Raw genomic sequence first — 20181 nt, 5'->3', positions numbered from 1 at the left:
GATCATGTCCCTTCAGGGGGTGGGGTAGAAGATGCGGGAGGTGGTGCGGGAGGTGGTGCGGAGGCCGGCGCCGGTGTGGCGAGGAGTGCTCCCAGGGCGTCCACGACGAGGGAGTCCGGTACCGCCTGGGGGTCCAGCCGGTGCTGCATGGCCAGGCCCAGGAGGAGACCGAGGGCGAGGGCTCCGGTCTCCTGGGGTGGGCGCGCCGAAGGGGTTCCGGCGGTCGCGGCCCGTTCGGCGTGGCTTTCGCCGAGCCGGGCGCGCACCTGGGCGTAGCGGTCGGCGAGCCGGGTCCCGATGAGCGGGCCGCGGGCGCCGTGCAGCCAGAGTTCGGCTTCCAGGAGCAGCCAGGAATCGCCGCGCTCGGGGTGCGGACGGGTGAGGCTGCCCCATATCGCGGCGAAGTGGACGGCGGGGTCGGCGGGGTCCGCGCTGGCGGCGATCTCCTCGGTGAGCTCCTGTGCGGTGCGTTCCTTCCAGACCTCCAGCAGGGCCAGGAGGAGGCCTTCCTTGCCGCCGAAGTGGCTGTACAGGGCGCCCGTCGTCCGTCCTGCCGCTTCCGCTACGGCCTCGGCGGACACGGCGTGGTAGCCGCTGCCGGCGAAGAGTCCGGCCGCCGCGTCGAGGAGCCGGCCCCGTGTCTCGGCCTTCCGCTGCTCTTGGCGGCCCGGTTCGGTGCCGGGCGGGGTCCCGGTGCGGCGACGGCGGTCGTCGGGAGGGCCGGGCTGGGGACTCCCGGGTACGGCGGGCGGTGTCATGGCGGCTCCCGGAACTTATATCGGGGTTCCGATATAAGCTCCGCCAGGACCTGACGATCCGTCAACCCTTGTGACGGCGAAGGGTTCGCCACGATCCGGCGGCTCGTTCCCTTCGTTCCGCCACCGGCTCGGTCAGGGGTGGTTCCGACCGGGCCGTTCGGGGAGTGTTCACCCAGCTGTGACCTGCGGCTTCCCCGTTCGGCGCGTGGCGGGGGGTGCAATGGTGACGCAAGAGGTCTGGACCATTACAGTCGCGCCAAATCCTTGGCGAAATGCCTCCGTTGGGCGCCCTCGTGGCAAGTGGTCTATACCTTTGGCGATATGGTGGGCCCTGGAAACGGGTACATACACAGCCGTGGGGGGCTTTATGACCTTTCATCATCTTCCGCGACCGCCGTCCGATGACGAGCTCTACTGGTACTTCGGGCCCCAGCGCCGCTGGGTCCTCGTCAGCACCTCGCTCGCCTTCGTGTTCACGGCGGCGACCATGTTCACCTTCGCCCTGCGGACGCCCGCCCTCTGGGCGTTCCTCGCCGTCCTCGGCCTCAATGTCGTGGCCCTCGGCCTCTCCTCCGTCAACAGCCTGCGGCAGCGCCGGCTCACCCGGCAGTCGCACGAGGTGCTCGTGCGCGCCTGGCAGCCGGCCGTGCTGCCGGGTGTCGACCTGTACCTGCCGACCTGCGGCGAGCCGCTCGACGTGCTCCGCAACGCCTACCGCGCCGTCGCGGAGGTCGACTGGCCGGGCGCGCTGCGCGTCTGGGTGCTGGACGACGCCGACCGGCCCGAAGTCGCCGCGCTGGCCGGCTCGTACGGCTACGAGTACGTCGTACGGCCCGACCGGGGACATCTGAAGAAGGCCGGCAACCTCAACCACGCGCTCACCCTGAGCGGCGCCGAGTTCATCGCGATCCTGGACGCCGACTTCGCCCCGCGCCCGGACTTCCTGCGCCACCTCGTGCCCTACTTCGCCGATCCCGCCGTCGGGATCGTGCAGAGCCCGCAGTGCTTCGACACCGACGAGGACATGGGGTGGGTGCAGCGGGCCGCCGGTTCCGCGCAGGAGTGGTTCTTCCGCTGGATCCAGCCCTCCCGGGACGCCAGCGACGCGGCCATCTGCTGCGGCAGCAACGCCGTCTACCGGCGCAGCGCCATCGACCTGGCGGGCGGCTTCGCCCGGCTCGACCACAGCGAGGACCTGTACACCGGGCTCGCCCTGCACGAGCAGGGGTTCCGCACCCTGTACGTGCCGGTGCTGGTCGCCAAGGGCACCTCGCCCGACGAGCTGACCTCCTTCGTCAACCAGCAGTACCGGTGGGCGATGGGCAACCTCCATCTGATCGGCACGCCCGTGCTGCGGCGGATGCGGGCGCCCTGGCGGATGCGGCTGTGCTTCTACGAGGGGGTCATCGGCTATCTGACCACCGCGGTGAACACCTTCGCGGCCCCGCTGCCGCCGCTGGTGATGATGTTCTGGTTCCCGGACCAGATCCGGCCCTGGCACGTGCTGCCGCTCCTCGCGCCGCTGTGGCTGTGGCACGTGCTGCTGCCGAGGATCAGCCGGACCCGCTGGCGGGTGGAGGTCATCCGGGCCAACGTCCTGACCAGTGTGGCCGCCGCGACCGCCTTCCTGCACACCCTGCGGGGGCGCAGCGCGGCCTGGGTGCCCACCGGGACGAGCGGTGCGGCCTCGCGGGGCGGGATGGCCCGCCGGGTGGTGGCCGTCTCGCTGCTGTGGCTGGTCCTGTCCAACGGGGCGGCCGCGGTCGGGCTGGCGCTGGCCGTGGCCCGCAACGGCTGGGAGCCCAACTGGGGTCTGCTGCTCTACCTCCTGGTGCAGTGCCAGATCAACCTCCCGCTGATCCGGGATCTGGCCGTGGAGCTGCGTCCGGCGGGCGCGGTGGCCACCGCCGTCCGAGGCCGGGACCGTGACCATGGCCCTGATCGCGATCGCGATCGCGATCGTGATCGTGACCGGGGCCGGGGCCGGGTCTGGGCCGGACCCCGCTCCCGTACGGGCATGCTGCCGCGGCGCTGGCCCGAGGCCGCTGCCGCCTCGGCGGTCCTCCTGCTCACCGCTCTGCTGGCCTCGGGGTGGGTCAACCCGATGCTTCCCTGGCTCAGTTGAAAGGCTCTCCCATTCCCATGTCCTTCCTTCTCACTCCCGGGCGGCGCCGGTCCCGGCCGGACAGCGCCGCCGAGGTTCCGGACAGCGCCGCCGAGGCGCCGGCCGGCCGGCCGCCGGCCGGGTCCCGTACCGGCGGCGAGTCCGGGCCGAGCCCGCACCGGTCCGCGTTCCGGCCCGATATCGAGGGGCTGCGCGCGGTCGCCGTCCTCGCGGTGCTCGCCTTCCACGCCGGTGTTCCGGGCACGGCCGGCGGGTTCGTCGGTGTCGATGTCTTCTTCGTCATCTCCGGCTATCTGATCACCGGGCTGCTGGTCCGGGAGGCGATCACGACGGGCCGGATCCGGCTCGGCGACTTCTTCTCCCGACGGGCCCGGCGGCTGCTGCCCTCCGCCGCCGTGGTGCTGGCCGCGGTGGCCGTGGCGGGGGCCTGGCTGATCGTTCCGCTGCGCCGCGCCGATCTGGAGCACGACGTCCTGGCCGGGGCGCTGTCCTTCGCCAACTGGCGTTTCGTGGCGCAGCAGACCGACTACCTCGCCGCCGGGCACGAGCAGAGTCCGCTGCTGCACTTCTGGTCCCTGGCCGTGGAGGAGCAGTTCTATCTGGTCTGGGCGCCGCTGCTGGCGGTCGTGGTGCTGGGCGCGGCCCGTGCGGTGCGCCGGGGGCGGGCCGTGCGGCTGGCCGTGGTGCTCGTGGCGGCCCCGCTGGTGCTCGGCTCGTTCGCCCTGGCCGTGTACTGGACCGGGCGGTCGGCCTCGCTCGCGTACCTCGGGACGCCCTCGCGGGTCTGGCAGTTCGGCGTCGGGGCGCTGCTGGCCCTGATGCCCTGGCATCTGGTGCGCGGGCCGCGGCCGCTGCGGCTGCTGTGCGGCTGGGCCGGGGCGGTGGCGATCGGCTGGTGCGTGGTGTCGTACGACGCGAGCACCCCGTACCCCGGTGTCGCGGCGCTGGTGCCGACCCTGGGCGCGGCCGCGGTGATCCTCGCCGCGATTCCGGGCCGCGGCGAGCGGCACGCGCCGGGCGCCTGGGAGGTGGGGCGGCTGCTGTCGGGGCGGGCGCCGCGGGCCGTGGGGCGGCTCTCGTACAACCTGTACCTGTGGCACTGGCCGGTGCTGGTCCTGGCCGAGGCCCGGCTGGGTACGCTCGGCTGGCCGGTGAAGACGGCGCTGACGGCGGCCGCGGTGCTGCCGGCGCTGGCGACGATGCACTGGGTGGAGCGGCCGCTGCGCCGCAGCCGTACGGTCTCCGAACTGCCGCGCCGGGGGCTGTCGGTGGGGGTCGCGGCGATCGTGCTGCCGGTGGTCCTGGCCCTGCTGGTCGGGTCGACGACGCTGCGGGCGCTGGGGCCGGACGGCCCGGTGGACCCGCAGGGGCTGCCGCCCGGCGCGGCCAGCGGACCGAACCTGCTGGCCCGCGGCCCGGGGGGCGTGCTCGCAGACGGCCCGGTGGTGCCCGGTCCGGCGCAGGCGCGGACGGACTTCCCGCCGGACGGGGTCTGCCAGGTCGCCCCGGCGGCCACCCGCAGCCCGGACTGCCTGTTCGGGGCGGTCGACAGCCCGGACCGGATCGTGCTGCTCGGTGACTCGCACGCCGGACAGTGGTTCTCCCCGATGCTGGCGCTGGCCGCGCAGCGCGGCTGGGCGCTCCAGGAGCTGGTGAAGCAGGGCTGCCCGCTGCCGGAGCTGGCGGTGGACAGTCCGCAGCTCGGCCGCGCCTACCGGGAGTGCGACACCTGGCGGGCGGACGCCCTGGAAAGGCTGCGGTCACAGCCCAAACCGAAACTGATCGTGATCGCCTCGCTCAACCGCTACACCGCCGACATGGAACTGCTCGGCGAGGCCTGGGAGAAGACCCTGACACCCTTGCGGGCGCTGGGGGCGCCGATCGTCTACGTCGAGGACACGCCCGTGCCCGGGACGGACGTCCCGGCCTGCGTGTCGGGCAGTCCCGACTCCCCCGCCGACTGCGCTTTCCACCGTGGGGACGGGCTGCTGCCGGATCCGCTGGCGCGGCGGATCGCGGCCGGCGGGCTGCCCGGCGTGCGGAGCGTCGGCGTGAACCAGGTGCTGTGCCCGGGCGACGGGCCGACCTGCCCGGCGGTCCTGGACCGGATCCTGCTCTACCGCGACGACGCGCATCTGACGAACGCCGCGGCGGTGGTCCTGACCAACCGGCTGGAGCGGCTGCTCATGGAGGACGGGCTGCTGCCCGCGGCGGCGGCCGGGCCGGGCGGCGGGCCCGGGGGGTCGTCCGAGGGTGCTACGGACTCCACCGCCCGGCCCGGGGCGGACGGCTGGACCCGGCTGCTGCGGGAGGACTTCGACGGCCCGGCCGGAACCCCTCCGTCCGCCGCGAACTGGATCCACGACATCGGCACCTGCTATCCGGGTTGCCCCGCGCCGCAATGGGGAACCGGGGAGATCGAGACGATGACCGACTCCACCGACAACGTCCGCCTCGACGGGAAGGGCGCGCTGGAGATCGTGCCCACCCGGGTGGACGGCCGGTGGAGTTCGGGGCGGATCGAAACCCGGCGCGACGACTTCGCACCGCCGCCGGGCGGGGTGCTGCGGATCGAGGCCTCCATCGCCCTGCCGAACGTGACCGGGAAGAAGGCGGCCGGCTACTGGCCGGCGTTCTGGACCCTGGGCGCCCCGCTGCGCGACGGGTACACGGGCTGGCCGGGTGTCGGGGAGCTCGACATCATGGAGTCCGTGAACGGGCGGGACTCCTTCTTCGGGACCATGCACTGCGGGGTGCTCGAAGGCGGCCCCTGCCAGGAGCCGGCGGGGCTGGGCTCGGGTGAGCAGGTGTGCAAGGGCTGCCGTACGGGCTTCCGCTCGTACGCGGTCGAGGTCGACCGCACGCCCGGCGCCGAGGAGGTGCGCTGGTACCTGGACGGGCGCGCGTACCACCGGGTGACCGCCGCCCGGATGGACCCGGCGACCTGGAAGGCCGCGGTGGACCACGGGCTGTTCGTGATCCTGAACGTGGCCGTCGGCGGCGCCCTGCCGCTCGCGGACGGAGCGGACGCGGGCCCGTCGACCGAACCGGGCCACCCGATGCGCGTGGACCACGTCACGATCTCGACGCGGCCGGGTCAGGCATAGCCGCAGGCGGACGCCCCGCCTCCGGCCCGGGATCGGGCGGGAGGCGGGGCGTCGGCGCGTCAGCCGACGGGCACGCCGGGGTTGGTGAGCGCGGTGCCTCCGGTGACCGTGTTGTCGGCGGTCACGGTGACCGGGCAGGAGCCCGACCGGTTCGTCACGTTGATCGCGTACTTCGCCGGGGCGGTACCGCTCGCGCCCGTGAGATCGGCGCGGTTGTTGCGGAAGACGGTCCCGCAGCCCCAGCCCGGGTTCTGGGTGTGGGTCTCGAAGCCGTGGTTCATGGTGCGCACGCCGGTGTTGTTCTCGATGACGTAGCCGTTGCCCTTCACGTCGACCCAGGAGTCGTCGTAGTTGACGTTGGTGAGGCCGTTGCCGTCGAAGCGGTTGCCGGAGACCAGGCCGCCGGTGGTGCCTTCCTTGAGGTCGATGTTCTCGCCGCCGATGTTGGGCCCGATCACGTTGTCCAGGATCTGCACGTGGTCGCTCTTGTCGGCGAGGGTGTTGGCGGTGCCGACGTAGACGCCCTCGCCCTTGCCGTCGCGGGCGGTCCCGGTGTCGTGCACGGTGGAGTTGCGCAGCACCCCGTAGCTGGAGGAGTTGCGGAAGTGCACGCCCTCCATCTTCATGTGGTTCACCGTCACCGAGTCCAGCACCACGTGGTCGGAGGCGTCGACCATGATGCCCTTCTGGGCACCCGTCACCGTGATGCCCCGCACGGTCCAGTACGGGGCGTCGGCCAGCGAGAGGCCGTAGCCGCCGCCGGTCGTGGTGGTGAGGACGGCGCGGGGCGAGCCGGTCAGGGTGATCCGGGAGGCTGCCGTACCACCCGAGGTGATCTTGAAGTTGCCCTTGTACGTGCCGTCGGCGAGCTCGATGGTCCGGCCCGGGACGGCGGCGGTCAGCGCGGTCTGCAACTCCTTGGCGGTGGTGACCCGGACCGTGTTGCCGGGCGTCGCCGTGGGGGTGGGAGTGGGGGTGGCGGTCGGTGTCGGGGGCGGCGTGGCAGGCGCCGAGGTCGAAGGGGACGGGGAAGGAGAAGGCCCGGTGCCCGTCGGGGTGAGGGAGAGGTCGTCGGCCTGGTAGGGGCTGCCGTACCAGCCGCTGAGGGTGACGGTGACCTGGGTGGTGGCCGGCCCGGTGGTGAAGGAGCGGGTCAGCCGCGTCCAGCCGGGGGCGTTGGCCCAGGTGGAGCCGGAGACATCGGTGCCGGTGGCGGCGAGGGTGACGTACGAGCCCTTCACCCAGGCGGACAGGGTGTAGCTGGTGTTCGGCTGGACGGTGACGTTCTGCGAGCAGGCGCCGAGGTCGGCCGCGCCGGGGGTGGCGCTCAGTGCGGCGCTGCCGGAGCGGGGTACGGCCGTGGGGGCGGCGGTGCCGGTGCAGGACCAGGGGGCGAGGGTGGCGGCCTCGAAGCCGGGGTTGACCAGGAGTTCGGTGGCCGCGCTCGCGTGGGCGGGGATCAGGGCCAGGAGGGCGGGGCCGAGGCAGAGGGCTCCTGCGGCGGCGAGACCGTGGTGGAGCCGGCGCCGGCGGCGTCCGTGGTGCGTCATGGAGTTCGCTCCGATGCTGGGACTGGGTGTGTGTGGGGGGAGAGCGGGTCAGGACACATGCGTAGACACAACTTGGACTAGACCAATACGGGTCGTCAACGGGCATGCGCGGGTGTCAACACGGCGCTGCGCGGGGAGAGATGGGCGCGCCCAGGCGTCCACGGCAGCCCGGAGCGGCCGTCGCCCCCGCGGGGGACATGGTGTTTGCCCCGTCGTGTCGCCGCGCAGGATGCCCGTACACCCGATCCGCAGGGAGTTCCCATGAGCGTGTCCGACCGTTACCGCGCCGCCTGGGACGGCTTCTGGGAGCAGTGCTCGGGGGAGCCGGGCGAACCGTTCTGGGACGCCGACCCCGCCCTCACCGCGCAACACGACCTCGGCCACCTCGCCCCGTACGCCGACGCATCCCTTCCCGTCGCCGACCTCGGCTGCGGGAACGGCACCCAGACCCGCTACCTCGCCACCCGATTCACCCGCGCGGTGGGCGTGGACCTCTCCGCCGCCGCCGTGGAGCACGCCCGCCGCGCCGACCGGGCGGGGGCGGCCACGTACGAGCAGCTCAACCTCGCCGACCCCGCCCAGACCGCCACCCTGCACGAGCGCCTCGGGGACACCAACGTCTACATGCGGGCCGTGCTTCACCAGAGCGACCCCGAGGACCGGCCCGCGGTGGCCGCGTCCGTCGCCCGGCTGGTCGGCACGCGCGGCCGCGCCCTCGTCCTGGAACCCACCGGCGAGGCCAAGGAGGCCATCGCCGGGTTCGCCGAGCTGCCCGGCGGGCCCTCGCCCAAACTCCGCCGGGTCAAGGAACACGATCTGCGGCCCGGCGAGATCGCCGACGGCGAGGTGTCCGGCCTGCTCGGCGGAGCGGGACTGGCCGTCCTCGCCGAGGGGACCACATCCCTCGCCATGAGCGAGAGCGGCCCCGACGGCACCCCGCTCCGCCTCCCCGCCCGCTGGTTCGTCGCGGGCCGCCCCTGAACATCCGGTCACCGCCGGCGGGCCCACCGGCCGGCGAGGCGTCCGCCGCCGGGACTCGACGTCCCCCGGCGACCGCGATGGCCGGGTCAGGGGTGGAGCGTCCGGTCGCCGGCGGTTCGCCGGGCGATCGTGCGGGCCGCCTGCCGGAGGGCCAGGATGGTCGGTTCCGTGCGGCGGTTCGTCAGCCAGGCGAGCGCGCAGGTCGACGGCGACAGGTCGAGGACGTCCAGGTAGCGGATGCCGGGGCGGGGGAAGAACGTCCGGGCGGCCGCAGGGAGGAAGCACACCGCCTCCCCCTGACCGACCGTGTGCAGCAGGGACTCCATGTCGGTCACCACCGGTCCGTACCGCACGCGGCTGCCGTCGGGACGCGGATCGACCGCCCAGAAGTCCCACCACGCCCGCGGTACCTGGGCGGGCACGTCGACCACCGCTCTGTCCGCCAGTTGGGCCAGGGTGAGGTGCGGGAGGGCTGCCAGGGGGTCGTCGGCGGCGAGGCACACCACCCGTGGCTCGGTGGCCAGGTGCTGCAGCTCGACGCCCTCCGGTACGGGGGGACGGAGGAAGACCGCGTCGATGTCCTGCCGGACGAGGTCGGCCATGTGGTCGACGATGTTCAGACCGAGCAGCTGTACCTTCGTCTGCGGGTGCCGATGCTGTAGTTCCTGCAGCACCGCGCGGGTGTGCGGCATGGCGGCCTCCGCTCCGACCGTGCCCACCACGAGCCGGCCGTCGCTCTGACGAGCCTGCGCCGCTGCCGTGCGGCGCAGTTGGTCGGTGGCCTCGATCACCAGACGAGCGTCGGGTAGCAGTGCCCGCCCCGCCGGCGTGAGGTCGACCATCCGGCTGGTCCGGGCGAACAACGGCATCTTCAGGCGTTTCTCCATGTCGCGGATCTGCTGGCTGAGGGCCGACTGGCTGATGAACAGCCGCTCGGCGGCACGTCCGAAGTGCAGTTCTTCGGCGAGGGTCAGGAACAGGCGCAGTTGGTGGACGCTCGGCTCTCCCGCCGCCGCGGGACCAGGACCGGCGGTGTCAGCGCTGCGACCAGGAGTCATAAGGCGGATGTTATCGATCGCCAGGTCTTTCGAATAATTGCCTTGCTGACAGCCGCAGTTCGAGCCGGGCAAGCTGAGCCTGCCTCGGCTCCTCACCACGGGGACCACACGGCCGGCGGGTCGGGGCAGGGGCGGCACAACGGGGGAATCGGGGGTGGCACATCGGTGTCCACGGCTGCCTGACGGCGGCGGGTGGACGATCTTCGCCTTCTCACAGGGCGACTTCTTGAGCTGCTCCGCCTCGACGCGTGCCGTTGGCCGCGGGAGGCGGATTGCGGATCTGCGACCCCATCGGGGTCCGATACGGGGAAATTCAATGAAAAGATGGAACAGATACCTGGTGGCCCTGGTGGCCCTTTTCACCGGGATCGTCTCCTTGCTGGAGACGACGTCCACACCAGCGCGGGCAGCCGGCCTGGCGCCGCCACCGAGTGCCACGAGCGCTGCCGCCGGCCAGGCCAGGGGTTTCGGAATCTGGTTGCCGTGCACCCCCGGTGACATCCTCGACAACGTGGAGACCCGCCGTCTGCTCTCGCGCACCATGGATACGACTCCGGCCGGGAGGGTGAAGAGCACCTACAACTCGACCGGTGCGCCCGTACCGATGAAGGCCACGTACGGGGAGAAGATCTCTCTGAGCGTGCAGACCTCGGTCGGCGGGTCCATCGAAGCCGAGAAGATCGTCAAGATCGCTCTGGAGGCCGGCTGGACGCAGACGGTCGTCAGGGAGACGTCGGAGACGGGCGAGTACTCCCCCATCGTCCCGACGGGTCAGTACATCCATCTCCAGCCGTTCGTGACGAACCTGTTCGTCGTCTACGAGGTCACCATGACCGTCGAGATCAAGTACTGGATGGGCGTGCTGTGGTGCCGCGACAACAAGACGACCTCGTACCGCGTCGCCAAGATCCCGGTCGCCGAGACGATGTGCATGTGGGCGGGTCCCGCCGACTCGCACTGTCCGCCCGAGGGGCGGGGCCGGAGGGGTGGCGGTGGCGCGCCCCCGTCGGGCGGGACGCCGGCGCCTCCCGCGGGCCCGCAGCCGGTGACCTCCGTCCACGGGCTGCCCGACGGAACGCTCCTGTCCACCACCGACACCGGTCGGGTGTACAAGATGGTGGGGGGCGCGCCCGTGTGGCAGGCCACCTGCGGTGAGGGAATCTGCACCACGACTCCGCGTCCCACCACGCAGGCCGTCATCAACGCCGGGCCGGCCACTCCGCGCAACGGGGCCACCGTCATCGACCAGCGCGGCAGGGTGCACCTCTTCGTCGGCGGCGCTCCGCTGTGGCAGGAGACCTGCGCCGCTCCCGTCACCTGCGGCACGCCGGTGAAGGTGTCGTCGTGGTCCGTCGACGCGCGCGACCACATGAACACCCTGCCGGCGGACGGTCAGCTGGTGCAGGCGAAGGCCGGCTCCACGGACCTTCCGGTGTCGGCGACCGTCGGCGGCGCGCTGATCCCCTTCGCCAGCCCGCAGGAGGTCATCGACTCCGGCCACGGCGGCAACTGGGCGGCCAAGGTGGTGGCGATCTCTCCCGGCAGCTACCACAACCTCGGGGCGATCCCCGCGGACGGCACGCTCGTGCAGGGTGCCGCGGGCGGTGTCTCCACGCCCGTCGCGATGATCCTCGGTGGTGCGGCCCTCCCGTTCGACAACCCGCAGGAGGTCATCGACTCCGGCTACGGCACCAACTGGCCCTCGAAGGTCCAGGGCATTCCGGCGCGGCACTTCCACACCCTGCCGCCCATCCCCAAGGACGGCACCCTCATCCAGGGCACGCTGGGCTCCACTCCCGTGGCCGCCATCGTCGGTGGCGGCAGGGTGAACTTCAGCAGTCCCCAGGAAGTGATCGATGCGGGCTTCGGCACGGACTGGCCCTCGAAGGTGCGGGCCGTCCCGGGCCGGGCGTTCAGCGTCCTGCCGACGCGCATCATGGACGGTACGCGGCTGGCCAAGAGCGGGGCCACCTCGGAGGCCGCCGTCATCGGCGGTGCGCGCGTCGACTTCCAGACCGGGGCCGAACGCGACGCCGCCGGATACGGTGACACGACCCGCCAGGTCATTCCCGCACGGGTCTGGGACGCCATGACCACGAAGATCGCGGACGGTACGCGGCTGGCCAAGAGCGGAGCCACCTCGGAGGCCGCCGTCATCGGCGGTGCGCGCGTCGACTTCCAGACCGCGGCCGAACGCGACGCCGCCGGGTTCGGCGACGAGCCCCGCCAGGTCGTCCCCGCACGGGTGTGGGACGCCATGACCACGAAGATCGAGGACGGGACGCTGCTCGGCAGGAGCGACAACACCTCGCAGGGTGCCGTGGTCGGCGGGGCGGTGGTCGCCTTCCAGAGCATGGAGGAGCTGGAGGGCTCGGGCTACGGCCCCGAGCCGCTGCTGATCGTGCCGCCTCGGGTGTGGGACTCGATGCCCACGAGGATCGCGGACGGCACGCGGCTGGCCAAGAGCGGAGCGACCTCGGAGGCCGCGGTCATCGGCGGTGCGCGCATCGACTTCCAGACCGCGGCCGAACGCGACACCGCCGGATACCACACCGTCCCCCGCCAGGTCGTCCCCGCACGCGTATGGGACGCCATGACCACGAAGATCACCGACGGCACACGCATCAAGGACTCCGGCTCCACCGGCCAGGCAGCCATCATCGGAGGCGCCAGAATCACCTTCGCCAGCATCGAGGAACTCACCGCCAGCGGCTACGCCGACCGACCCATGCAGGTCGTCCCCCAACGCGTCTGGAACACGCTCACCACCAGGATCGCCGACGGGACGCGGCTGGCCAAGAGCGGAGCGACCTCGGAGGCCGCGGTCATCGGCGGTGCGCGCATCGACTTCCAGACCGCGGCCGAACGCGACACCGCCGGATACCACACCGTCCCCCGCCAGATCGTCCCCGCACGCGTATGGGACGCCATGACCACGAAAATCACCGACGGCACACGCATCAAGGACTCCGGCTCCACCGGCCAGGCAGCCATCATCGGAGGCGCCAGAATCACCTTCGCCAGCATCGAGGAACTCACCGCCAGCGGCTACGCCGACCGACCCATGCAGGTCGTCCCCCAACGCGTCTGGAACACGCTCACCACCAGGATCGCCGACGGGACACGGGTCAAGTCGCCTGATGCGGCGACTGTTTGGCTGATCGCCGAAGGCGGACGGACGGTGACGACAGAGGTCACGGGGGCGTGGACGATTCCGCAGCGCGTGATCGACTCCATCCCGCTGCGCTGACACCGGCGCCGGCACATCCCGTGCTCCGCGAGCCCACCGGCTCGCGGAGCACGGCTGTCCGGTACGGGCATGCCGACCGCGGCCGTCCGGAGGCGGTGGCCGAGGTGTTCCTGGAGATCGACTCCTTGCCCGACGAGGAGATTTCCGCCCGGCTGTCCGGCACGATCTCCCCAACGACAACATCATCGGAGGGCGATCATGTCTGAGTACCAGTACGACAACGGGACCGCGACGGGAGCGGATTCGGGGCCGGAGGCCTGGTTCCGGCGGTACGCGCCCCGCCCGGACGCCGGGTCCCTGGTGGTGTGCTTCGGCCCGGCGGGCGGCGCACCGGCCTTCTACCGGGACTGGGCCACCGCCGTCCCCGGCGACGTGGAGGTCCTGTCCGTGGTCCTGCCCGGACGGGAACGCCGCCTGGGCGAAAAGGCCTTCACCTCGATGGCGGACCTCGCCGACGAGCTGGCCGACCAGCTGTCCGCCGTCCTCGACCGCCCCTCGGTGTTCTTCGGACACAGCATGGGCGCCTCGCTCGCGGTGGAGACGGCCAGTCGGCTGGAGGATCTGGTCGGCCCCCGGCCCGTAGGGGTCGTCGTCTCCGGCCGGCCCAGCCCGCGCCGACTGCTGGAGCACCCCTCCGAGGTGGCCGGCTACGACGACGCCCAGATCATCGAGTACCTCCGCGAACTGGGCGGCACGCCCGAAGAACTCCTCGCCGACCCCGAGGTCCGCGAGCTGATACTCCCGGCCTGCCGGGCGGACTTCCAGGTGATCGGCAACTACGCCCCGGACCTGGAGCGGCTGCGCCTCGGCACGCCTCTGCGGGTTCTGCTCGGCGACGAGGATCCCGCCACCCCCCTCGCGGACGCCGCGCGCTGGGCGGAGGTCGCCGAACACCTCACCGGACCCCATGTGTTTCCCGGCGGCCACTTCTACCTGCTCGACCACATGCCCGCGGTCGTCGCCCACGTCCTGCAGGCACTCCGCGGCCCGGCGGTCCTGGCCCCGGCCGGATCGCCCGTGGCACCGCACCCCATCGACCTCCGCGGGGAGACCCGCCGCACCGGAGATCCCGCTCCGGGAAGGAGTGAGACCCCGTGACCCAGGTTTCCGTGACCCAGGCTTCGTGACCCACGCCCCCGTCACCCCGGCCCCCGCGTACCACGAGCGCCGCATCCCGCCGACCGGCGATTTCTGAGGACCGCGGCCGCGCTGTCGGAGGCCTCGGCGGACTCGTACGTCCTCCACGAGAACTGCGGCGGGTCCGCTCCGCCGCCGCTCTGGGAGGGGACGTCGGAAGCGGCCGCAGGGTCGGGGCCGATGTCGAAGGCCGCGGCGCCCAGGCCCACCGGGACGCCGTGGCCGGGGCGGGGGGCCCGGGCCGTCTGGTGGGCACGTCCTTCCACGTGCCCTGGGCAGCGAGTCCGGCCAGCGCAGGCCGGCCGGGCCGGTGCGGCCCGCGAGGAGGTGACCGGCCGGATGCTCGGCCCGCCGCGCGACAGCCAGCGCGGCGAGGCCGTGGCCGGGATGGTGCGGATCCTCGGCGCACGCGAGGCGGAGGACTGGTCGGTTCCGGCGGGTTCGCTGGATTGGAGATGCTGGACGACGGCCGCGCATATCGCGCACGATCTGCTTTCCTACGCCGGGCAGTTGGCCGGCCGCGCCCGGCGCACCTCCTGGACCTGGCAGGCAGCCGTCACCGGCTGATCCTGTCCCCCGGCCCCGGTCCCCGGTCCCTGGCCCCCGGTCCCGTGGCTCAGGCGTGGGTGAAGTGGGGTGGGCGCTTGTCCACGAAGGCCGACATGCCCTCCTTCTGGTCGGCGGTGGCGAACACGGCGTGGAACAGGCGGCGTTCGAAGCGGACCCCTTCGGCGAGGGTGGTCTCGAAGGCCCGGTTCACGGCTTCCTTGGCCATCATCGCGACCGGTTTGGACATCTCGGCGACCGTCGTGGCCACGGCGAGGGCCTCGGCGAGCAGGTCCTCGGCGGGGACGATGCGGGACACCAGTCCGGCCCGCTCGGCCTCGGCGGCGTCCATGGTGCGGCCGGTCAGGCACAGCTCCATCGCCTTGGCCTTGCCGACGGCCCGGGTGAGGCGCTGGGAGCCGCCGATTCCGGGGATGACGCCGAGTTTGATCTCGGGCTGCCCGAACTTCGCCGTGTCGGAGGCGAGGAGGATGTCGCAGAGCATGGCCAGTTCGCAGCCGCCGCCGAGGGCGTAGCCGGATACGGCGGCGAGGGTGGGGGTGCGTACGTCCCCGAGCCGGTCCCAGGCGGTGAACCAGTCGGTGAGGTACATGTCCATATAGCTCTGCGGGCGCATCTCCTTGATGTCGGCGCCGGCGGCGAAGGCCTTCGCGGAGCCGGTGAGGACGATGCAGCCGATGCCGGGGTCCCGGTCCAGTGCCTCCGTGGCGGCGACGACCTCCTGCATCAGCTGGAGGTTGAGGGCGTTGAGCGCCTGGGGGCGGTCGAGGGTGAGGACGGCGACGCGGCCCTTGCGTTCCAGGCGGATGGTCTCGTAATCGGTGTCGGTCATGCGGGGGTTCCGTTCTGGGGTCGCAGGGTGCGGACGATCGCGGAGAAGTCGAGGTCGGCGCCCTCGGCGGCGGCGAAGGCCGCGTACATCTCGGCGGCCTTCAGGCCGAGCGGGGCCTCCACGCCGCCGGCGCGCAGGGCGTTCGCGGCGAGGCCGAGGTCCTTGGCCATGAGCGGGGCGGCGAATCCGGGGCGGTACGCGCGGTTGGCGGGGCTGGTGGGGACCGGGCCGGGGACCGGGCAGTTGACGGTGAGGGCCCAGCACTGGCCGGATGCGGTGGAGGCGACCTCGTAGAGGGCCTGGTGGTCCAGGCCGAGGCTTTCGGCGAGGACGAACGCCTCGCTGACGCCGATCATGGAGATGGCGAGGATCATGTTGTTGCAGATCTTCGCCGCCTGTCCGGCGCCCGGCCCGCCGCAGTGCACGGCCTTCCGGCCCATCGCGGCGAGCAGCGGCTCGGCGGCCGCGAACTCGTCCGCTCCTCCGCCCGCCATGAAGGTGAGGGTGGCCGCCTCGGCGCCCACTACCCCGCCCGAGACGGGTGCGTCGAGGGCGCGGTGGCCGGCCGTGACAGCGGCCTGGTGGGCGGAGCGGGCGTCGGCCACGTCGATGGTGGAGCAGTCGACGAACAGGGTGCCGGGGCGGGCCGCGGCCAGGAGGCCCTGCTCGCCGTAGAGGGTCAGGACGTGGCGGCCGGCGGGCAGCATGGTGATGACCGCGTCGGCCTCCGCGGCGGCCTCGGCCGCGGAGCCTGCCGCCTCGACGCCTGCGGAGACCGCTGCGGCCAGCAGGTCGGGGACGAGGTCGAAGCCGAGGACCCGGTGTCCGGCCTTGACCAGGTTGGCGGCCATCGGCCCGCCCATGTGGCCGAGCCCGACGAATGCGACGGTGGTGCTCACCAGACGACCTCCTGCGACGAGGCAGGTGCGGGGAGCCGGAGCCCGTGCGCGCCCTGCGGGGCGAAGTAGCGGTCCACGGCCGCGTCGGTGACGGCCTCCAGCGTGGCCGGGGACCAGTGCGGTGTGCGGTCCTTGTCGATGACCTGGGCGCGGATGCCCTCGACCAGGTCGGGTGAGGACAGGGCCGCGCAGGAGACGCGGTACTCCTGTTCCAGTACGTGTTCCAGCGGTCCGAGGTGGCGGGCCCGGCGCAGCGCCGCCAGGGTGACCTTGACCGCCGTCGGGGATTTCGTCAGCAGGGTGTCCGCGGCGGCCTTCGCGGCGGGGAGGCCGCAAGCGCGGAGCCGAACGAGGATCTCCTCGGCGGTGTCGGCGGCGTAGCAGTGGTCGATCCATTCGCGGGCGGCGGCGAGTTCCCCGGGGGGAGGGTCCGCCACATGCCGTTCCAGGACGGTGTGCACGGGGTGGGCGGCGAGGTCCCGGGCCACCTCGGGGAGGGCCGGGGCGGGGACGAAGTGGTCGGCGAGTCCGCACAGCAGGGCGTCGGCGGCGCCGACGGGGGCTCCGGTGAGCGCCAGGTGGGTGCCGAGTTCGCCGGGGGCCAGGGCGAGGAGGTAGGTGCCGCCGACGTCGGGGACGAAGCCGATGCCGGTTTCGGGCAGGGCGACCTTGGAGCGTTCGGTGACGATGCGGACGCTGCCGTGGGCGGAGACTCCGACCCCGCCGCCCATGACGATGCCGTCCATGAGGGCGACGTACGGCTTGGGGTAGCGGGCGATCAGGGCGTTGAGGCGGTACTCGTCGCGCCAGAAGTCCGCGGAGGCGGTGCCGCCGGTGCGGGCGTCCTCGTGGATGGCTCGGATGTCGCCGCCCGCGCACAGTCCGCGCTCGCCGGCGCCCTCGATGACGACCAGCTCGACGGCCGGGTCCTCGGCCCAGGCGGTGAGGGCCTCTTCGATGCGGAGCACCATGGGGTGGCTGAGGGCGTTGAGGGCCTTGGGGCGGTTGAGGGTGATGTATGCGGCGTGGCCCTCGGTGCGGGTGAGGACGTGGTCGACATCGACATCGACATCGACATCGGCATCGGCGACGGGGGCGGGGGCGTTCGGGGTGTCGTGGGTCATCGCAGGTTCTCCGTGAGTCCGCGCGCGACGATGACGCGCATGACCTCGTTGGTGCCTTCCAGGATCTGGTGGACCCGCAGGTCGCGGACGATCTTCTCGATGCCGTACTCGCTGAGGTAGCCGTAGCCTCCGTGCAGTTGGAGGGCGGCGTCGGCGACGGCGTATCCGGTGTCGGTGGCGAACCGTTTGGCCATGGCGCAGAGCTGCGGGGCCGGCGGGTCGCCCGCGTCCAGGGCCTCGGCGGCCTGCCGGACCAGGGCGCGGGCGGCGGCGAGTTCGGTGGCCATGTCGGCGAGCCGGAACTGGAGCGCCTGGGCGTCCAGCAGCCGGCCGCCGAAGGCCTCGCGGTCGGCGAGGTAGGACAACGACCGGTCGAGGGCGCTCTGCGCCCCGCCGAGGGAGCAGGCGGCGATGCCGAGGCGGCCGCCGTTGAGGCCGTTCATGGCGATGCGGAAGCCTTCGCCCTCGGTGCCGAGTCTCCGGTCGGCGGGGATCCGGACGCCGTCGAGGATCACCTGGCGGGTGGGCTGGGCGTTCCAGCCCATCTTCTGTTCGTTGGGGCCGAAGGACACTCCGGGGTCCTCGCGTTCGACCACGAACGCGGTGATTCCGGCAGGGCCGGGGTCGCCGGTCCGGGCCATGACCACGTAGACCCCGGCATCTCCGGCGCCGGAGATGAACTGCTTGACCCCGCTCAGTACGTAGTGGTCGCCCTGGCGTTCGGCCCGGGTGCGCAGCGCGGCGGCGTCGGAGCCGGCTCCGGGTTCGGTGAGGCAGTAGCTGCCCAGGGTCTCGGCCGAGCAGAGGCCGGGGAGCCAGCGGGCGCGCTGTGCGGGGTCGCCGTAGCGGTCGATCATCCAGGCGACCATGTTGTGGATGGAGAGGTAGGCGGCGATGGAGGGGCAGCCGGTGGCGAGGGTCTCGAAGACGAGGACGCCGTCGCTGCGGGAGAGGCCCGAACCGCCGTGTTCCTCGCGGACGTAGACCCCGCCGAGGCCGAGCGCGGCGGCCCGGCGGAGCACGTCGACGGGGAAGTGCTTGGTCTGGTCCCAGAGGACCGCGTGGGGGGCCAGCTGCTCCTGGGCGAAGTCGAGGGTGACCTCGGCCAGGGCCAGTTGGTCCTCGGTGAGGGTGGTGGTCACTTCGGTCACCCCATCGTGGGGATGGTGAAGCTCGCGCCCTCCTTGACCCCGGAGGGCCAGCGCGAGGTGACGGTCTTGGTGCGGGTGTGGAAGCGGATGGAGTCGGGGCCGTGCTGGTTGAGGTCGCCGAAGCCCGACCGCTTCCAGCCTCCGAAGGTGTGGTAGGCGACGGGGACGGGGATGGGCACGTTGACGCCGACCATGCCGGCGCCCACCCGGCGGGTGAACTCGCGGGCGGTGTCCCCGTCGCGGGTGAAGATGGCCACGCCGTTGCCGTAGGGGTGCTCGGTGGGCAGGCGCAGCGCTTCCTCGAAGTCGGCGGCGCGGACCACGGACAGGACGGGGCCGAAGATCTCCTCGCGGTAGATGCGCATCTGCGGGGAGACGCGGTCGAAGAGGGTGGCGCCGGCGAAGTAGCCGTTCTCGTGGCCTTCGAGGGTGAATCCGCGGCCGTCGACGACGAGTTCGGCCCCTTCGCCCGCGCCGATGTCCACGTAGCGGCGGACCCGGTCGAGGGCGTCCCGGCTGACCAGGGGGCCGAAGTCTGCCTCGGGGTCGTCGGAGCGGCCGATCCTGAGGGTGGCGATGCGCTCCTTGAGGGCGGCGACGAGCCGGTCGGCCGTCTCCTCGCCCACGGGTACGGCGACGGCGATGGCCATGCAGCGCTCGCCGGCCGAGCCGTAGCCTGCGCCGATGAGGGCGTCGACGGCCTGGTCGAGGTCGGCGTCCGGCATCACGATCATGTGGTTCTTGGCGCCGCCGAAGCACTGGGCGCGTTTGCCGTGGGCGGCGGCGGTGGCGTAGATGTGCGCGGCGATCGGGGTCGAGCCGACGAACCCGAGGGCCTGGACCCGCGGGTCCTCCAGGAGGGTGTCGACGGATTCCTTGCCACCGTTGACGACATTGAGGACGCCGGGCGGGAGGCCGGCCTCCAGGAACAGTTCGGCGAGGCGCAGCGGTACGGAGGGATCGCGTTCGGAGGGTTTGAGGACGAACGCGTTTCCGCAGGCCAGGGCGGGTGCGGCCTGCCAGAGGGGGATCATGGCGGGGAAGTTGAAGGGGGTGATGCCGGCGACGACGCCGAGCGGGACCCGCAGTGAGTGCACGTCGATGCCGGTGCCCGCGTTGTCGGTGAACTCCCCCTTGAGGAGGTGCGGAATGCCGGCGGCGAACTCGACGACTTCCAGGCCTCGTTGGAGGTCCCCGTGGGCGTCGGCGACAGTCTTCCCGTGCTCGGAGGAGAGCAGTCGGGCCAGGTCCTCCCGCTCTCCCTCGACGAGTTGGAGGAAGCGGAGCAGGACCCGGGCCCGCCGCTGCGGGTTCCACTGGCCCCATTCCGCCTGCGCCTCCTGGGCGTTGGCGATGGCGGCTTCGGTGTCGGCCCGTCCTGCCAGGGGGACGCGGGCCTGGACGGTACCGGTGTTCGGGTCGTACACGTCGGCGTAGAGCCCGGAGGTGCCGGGGGTGTGCTTTCCGCCGATGAAGTGGGTGAGTTCACGGACCATGGGTGCCTGCTCTCGTCAGGTGGGATCCGGGGATGGCACGGCGAGCCGGCGGACGGCACCCGGATGGGGGTGCGCCGCTGCGGAAGGCCGTGGGAACTACGAGCGCACGGAAGTGGTGGGGGTGCGCTCCGCCGGATCACCAGGGT

14 protein-coding genes and 2 pseudogenes are annotated in these 20181 nt (G+C 72.5%); 7 read left to right on the top strand and 9 right to left on the bottom strand.

Going from position 1 to position 20181, the window contains the following annotated elements; all coding sequences use genetic code 11:
• Positions 1–2 precede the first annotated feature (2 nt).
• Complete coding sequence (locus ACZ50K_RS15055; RefSeq protein WP_468902597.1) at positions 3–758, bottom strand: TetR/AcrR family transcriptional regulator; 756 nt, start codon at positions 756–758, stop codon at positions 3–5.
• Between the two features lie 367 nt (positions 759–1125).
• On the opposite strand from ACZ50K_RS15055, the gene ACZ50K_RS15050 reads away from it, so the two are divergent.
• Together ACZ50K_RS15050 and ACZ50K_RS15045 are read left to right on the top strand one after the other, a co-directional pair.
• Positions 1126–2883 carry a glycosyltransferase family 2 protein gene (locus tag ACZ50K_RS15050; protein ID WP_468902594.1) on the top strand — a complete coding sequence of 586 codons (1758 nt, stop codon included), beginning with the start codon at positions 1126–1128 and terminating at the stop codon, positions 2881–2883.
• Between the two features lie 17 nt (positions 2884–2900).
• Positions 2901–5990 (top strand): acyltransferase family protein, encoded by a 3090-nt coding sequence (locus ACZ50K_RS15045; RefSeq protein WP_468902591.1) that lies wholly within the window; start codon positions 2901–2903, stop codon positions 5988–5990.
• A gap of 59 nt (positions 5991–6049) precedes the next feature.
• Here the strand turns inward: ACZ50K_RS15045 and ACZ50K_RS15040 are convergent.
• Together ACZ50K_RS15040 and ACZ50K_RS15035 are read right to left on the bottom strand one after the other, a co-directional pair.
• Positions 6050–6955: pseudogene (locus ACZ50K_RS15040) on the bottom strand (right-handed parallel beta-helix repeat-containing protein); the annotation flags it as partial.
• A 144-nt stretch (positions 6956–7099) separates the two neighbouring features.
• Positions 7100–7540: pseudogene (locus ACZ50K_RS15035) on the bottom strand (carbohydrate binding domain-containing protein); the annotation flags it as partial.
• Positions 7541–7801: 261 nt separating this feature from the next.
• Between ACZ50K_RS15035 and ACZ50K_RS15030 the strand changes: the two are divergent.
• Positions 7802–8521: a class I SAM-dependent methyltransferase gene (locus ACZ50K_RS15030; RefSeq protein WP_468902588.1), complete on the top strand. Its 720-nt coding sequence runs from the start codon at positions 7802–7804 to the stop codon at positions 8519–8521.
• An 86-nt stretch (positions 8522–8607) separates the two neighbouring features.
• Here ACZ50K_RS15030 and ACZ50K_RS15025 read toward each other — a convergent pair whose 3' ends face one another.
• On the bottom strand, positions 8608–9579 hold the full coding sequence (locus ACZ50K_RS15025) for a LysR family transcriptional regulator (protein WP_468903214.1): 972 nt from the start codon (positions 9577–9579) through the stop codon (positions 8608–8610).
• 511 nt (positions 9580–10090) lie between these two features.
• Here ACZ50K_RS15025 and ACZ50K_RS15020 point away from each other — a divergent pair.
• From ACZ50K_RS15020 to ACZ50K_RS15005, 4 genes are all read left to right on the top strand, one after another.
• Positions 10091–12829 (top strand): hypothetical protein, encoded by a 2739-nt coding sequence (locus ACZ50K_RS15020; protein ID WP_468902586.1) that lies wholly within the window; start codon positions 10091–10093, stop codon positions 12827–12829.
• Positions 12784–13035 (top strand): hypothetical protein, encoded by a 252-nt coding sequence (locus ACZ50K_RS15015; RefSeq protein WP_468902583.1) that lies wholly within the window; start codon positions 12784–12786, stop codon positions 13033–13035. The genes ACZ50K_RS15020 and ACZ50K_RS15015 overlap by 46 nt, the downstream gene beginning before the upstream one ends.
• Entirely contained in the window at positions 13028–13927 is a 900-nt protein-coding gene (locus ACZ50K_RS15010; RefSeq protein WP_468902580.1) for a thioesterase II family protein, read from the top strand. The genes ACZ50K_RS15015 and ACZ50K_RS15010 overlap by 8 nt, the downstream gene beginning before the upstream one ends.
• A gap of 366 nt (positions 13928–14293) precedes the next feature.
• Positions 14294–14533: a hypothetical protein gene (locus tag ACZ50K_RS15005; protein WP_468902577.1), complete on the top strand. Its 240-nt coding sequence runs from the start codon at positions 14294–14296 to the stop codon at positions 14531–14533.
• 49 nt (positions 14534–14582) lie between these two features.
• On the opposite strand, the gene ACZ50K_RS15000 is transcribed toward ACZ50K_RS15005, so the two are convergent.
• From ACZ50K_RS15000 to ACZ50K_RS14980, 5 genes are read right to left on the bottom strand one after another with little or no spacing between them, the layout of a single operon-like run.
• Entirely contained in the window at positions 14583–15365 is a 783-nt protein-coding gene (locus tag ACZ50K_RS15000) for an enoyl-CoA hydratase (protein ID WP_468902574.1), read from the bottom strand.
• Positions 15362–16264 carry a 3-hydroxyisobutyrate dehydrogenase gene (mmsB, locus tag ACZ50K_RS14995; RefSeq protein ID WP_468902571.1) on the bottom strand — a complete coding sequence of 301 codons (903 nt, stop codon included), beginning with the start codon at positions 16262–16264 and terminating at the stop codon, positions 15362–15364. The genes ACZ50K_RS15000 and mmsB overlap by 4 nt, the downstream gene beginning before the upstream one ends.
• Positions 16261–17388 carry an enoyl-CoA hydratase/isomerase family protein gene (locus ACZ50K_RS14990; protein ID WP_468902568.1) on the bottom strand — a complete coding sequence of 376 codons (1128 nt, stop codon included), beginning with the start codon at positions 17386–17388 and terminating at the stop codon, positions 16261–16263. Before ACZ50K_RS14990 ends, mmsB begins: the two co-directional genes overlap by 4 nt.
• Complete coding sequence (locus ACZ50K_RS14985; RefSeq protein WP_468903212.1) at positions 17385–18530, bottom strand: acyl-CoA dehydrogenase family protein; 1146 nt, start codon at positions 18528–18530, stop codon at positions 17385–17387. Before ACZ50K_RS14985 ends, ACZ50K_RS14990 begins: the two co-directional genes overlap by 4 nt.
• Before the next feature lie 5 nt (positions 18531–18535).
• Positions 18536–20035: a CoA-acylating methylmalonate-semialdehyde dehydrogenase gene (locus ACZ50K_RS14980; RefSeq protein ID WP_468902565.1), complete on the bottom strand. Its 1500-nt coding sequence runs from the start codon at positions 20033–20035 to the stop codon at positions 18536–18538.
• Positions 20036–20181: the final 146 nt, after the last annotated feature.

This window comes from Streptomyces sp. NPDC033845 (assembly GCF_055576225.1).
This window is presented reverse-complemented; position numbering and strand designations above follow the sequence as displayed.

Excerpts from the sequence above, each read along its gene's own strand:
- ACZ50K_RS15045 (WP_468902591.1), top strand. The coding sequence starts at position 2,901 with ATGTCCTTCCTTCTCACTCCCGGGCGGCGCCGGTCCCGGCCGGACAGC.
- ACZ50K_RS15030 (WP_468902588.1), top strand. The coding sequence starts at position 7,802 with ATGAGCGTGTCCGACCGTTACCGCGCCGCCTGGGACGGCTTCTGGGAG.
- ACZ50K_RS15000 (WP_468902574.1), bottom strand. The coding sequence starts at position 15,365 with ATGACCGACACCGATTACGAGACCATCCGCCTGGAACGCAAGGGCCGC.
- ACZ50K_RS15025 (WP_468903214.1), bottom strand. The coding sequence starts at position 9,579 with ATGACTCCTGGTCGCAGCGCTGACACCGCCGGTCCTGGTCCCGCGGCG.
- ACZ50K_RS15055 (WP_468902597.1), bottom strand. The coding sequence starts at position 758 with ATGACACCGCCCGCCGTACCCGGGAGTCCCCAGCCCGGCCCTCCCGAC.
- ACZ50K_RS14990 (WP_468902568.1), bottom strand. The coding sequence starts at position 17,388 with ATGACCCACGACACCCCGAACGCCCCCGCCCCCGTCGCCGATGCCGAT.
- ACZ50K_RS15050 (WP_468902594.1), top strand. The coding sequence starts at position 1,126 with ATGACCTTTCATCATCTTCCGCGACCGCCGTCCGATGACGAGCTCTAC.
- ACZ50K_RS14980 (WP_468902565.1), bottom strand. The coding sequence starts at position 20,035 with ATGGTCCGTGAACTCACCCACTTCATCGGCGGAAAGCACACCCCCGGC.
- ACZ50K_RS15010 (WP_468902580.1), top strand. The coding sequence starts at position 13,028 with ATGTCTGAGTACCAGTACGACAACGGGACCGCGACGGGAGCGGATTCG.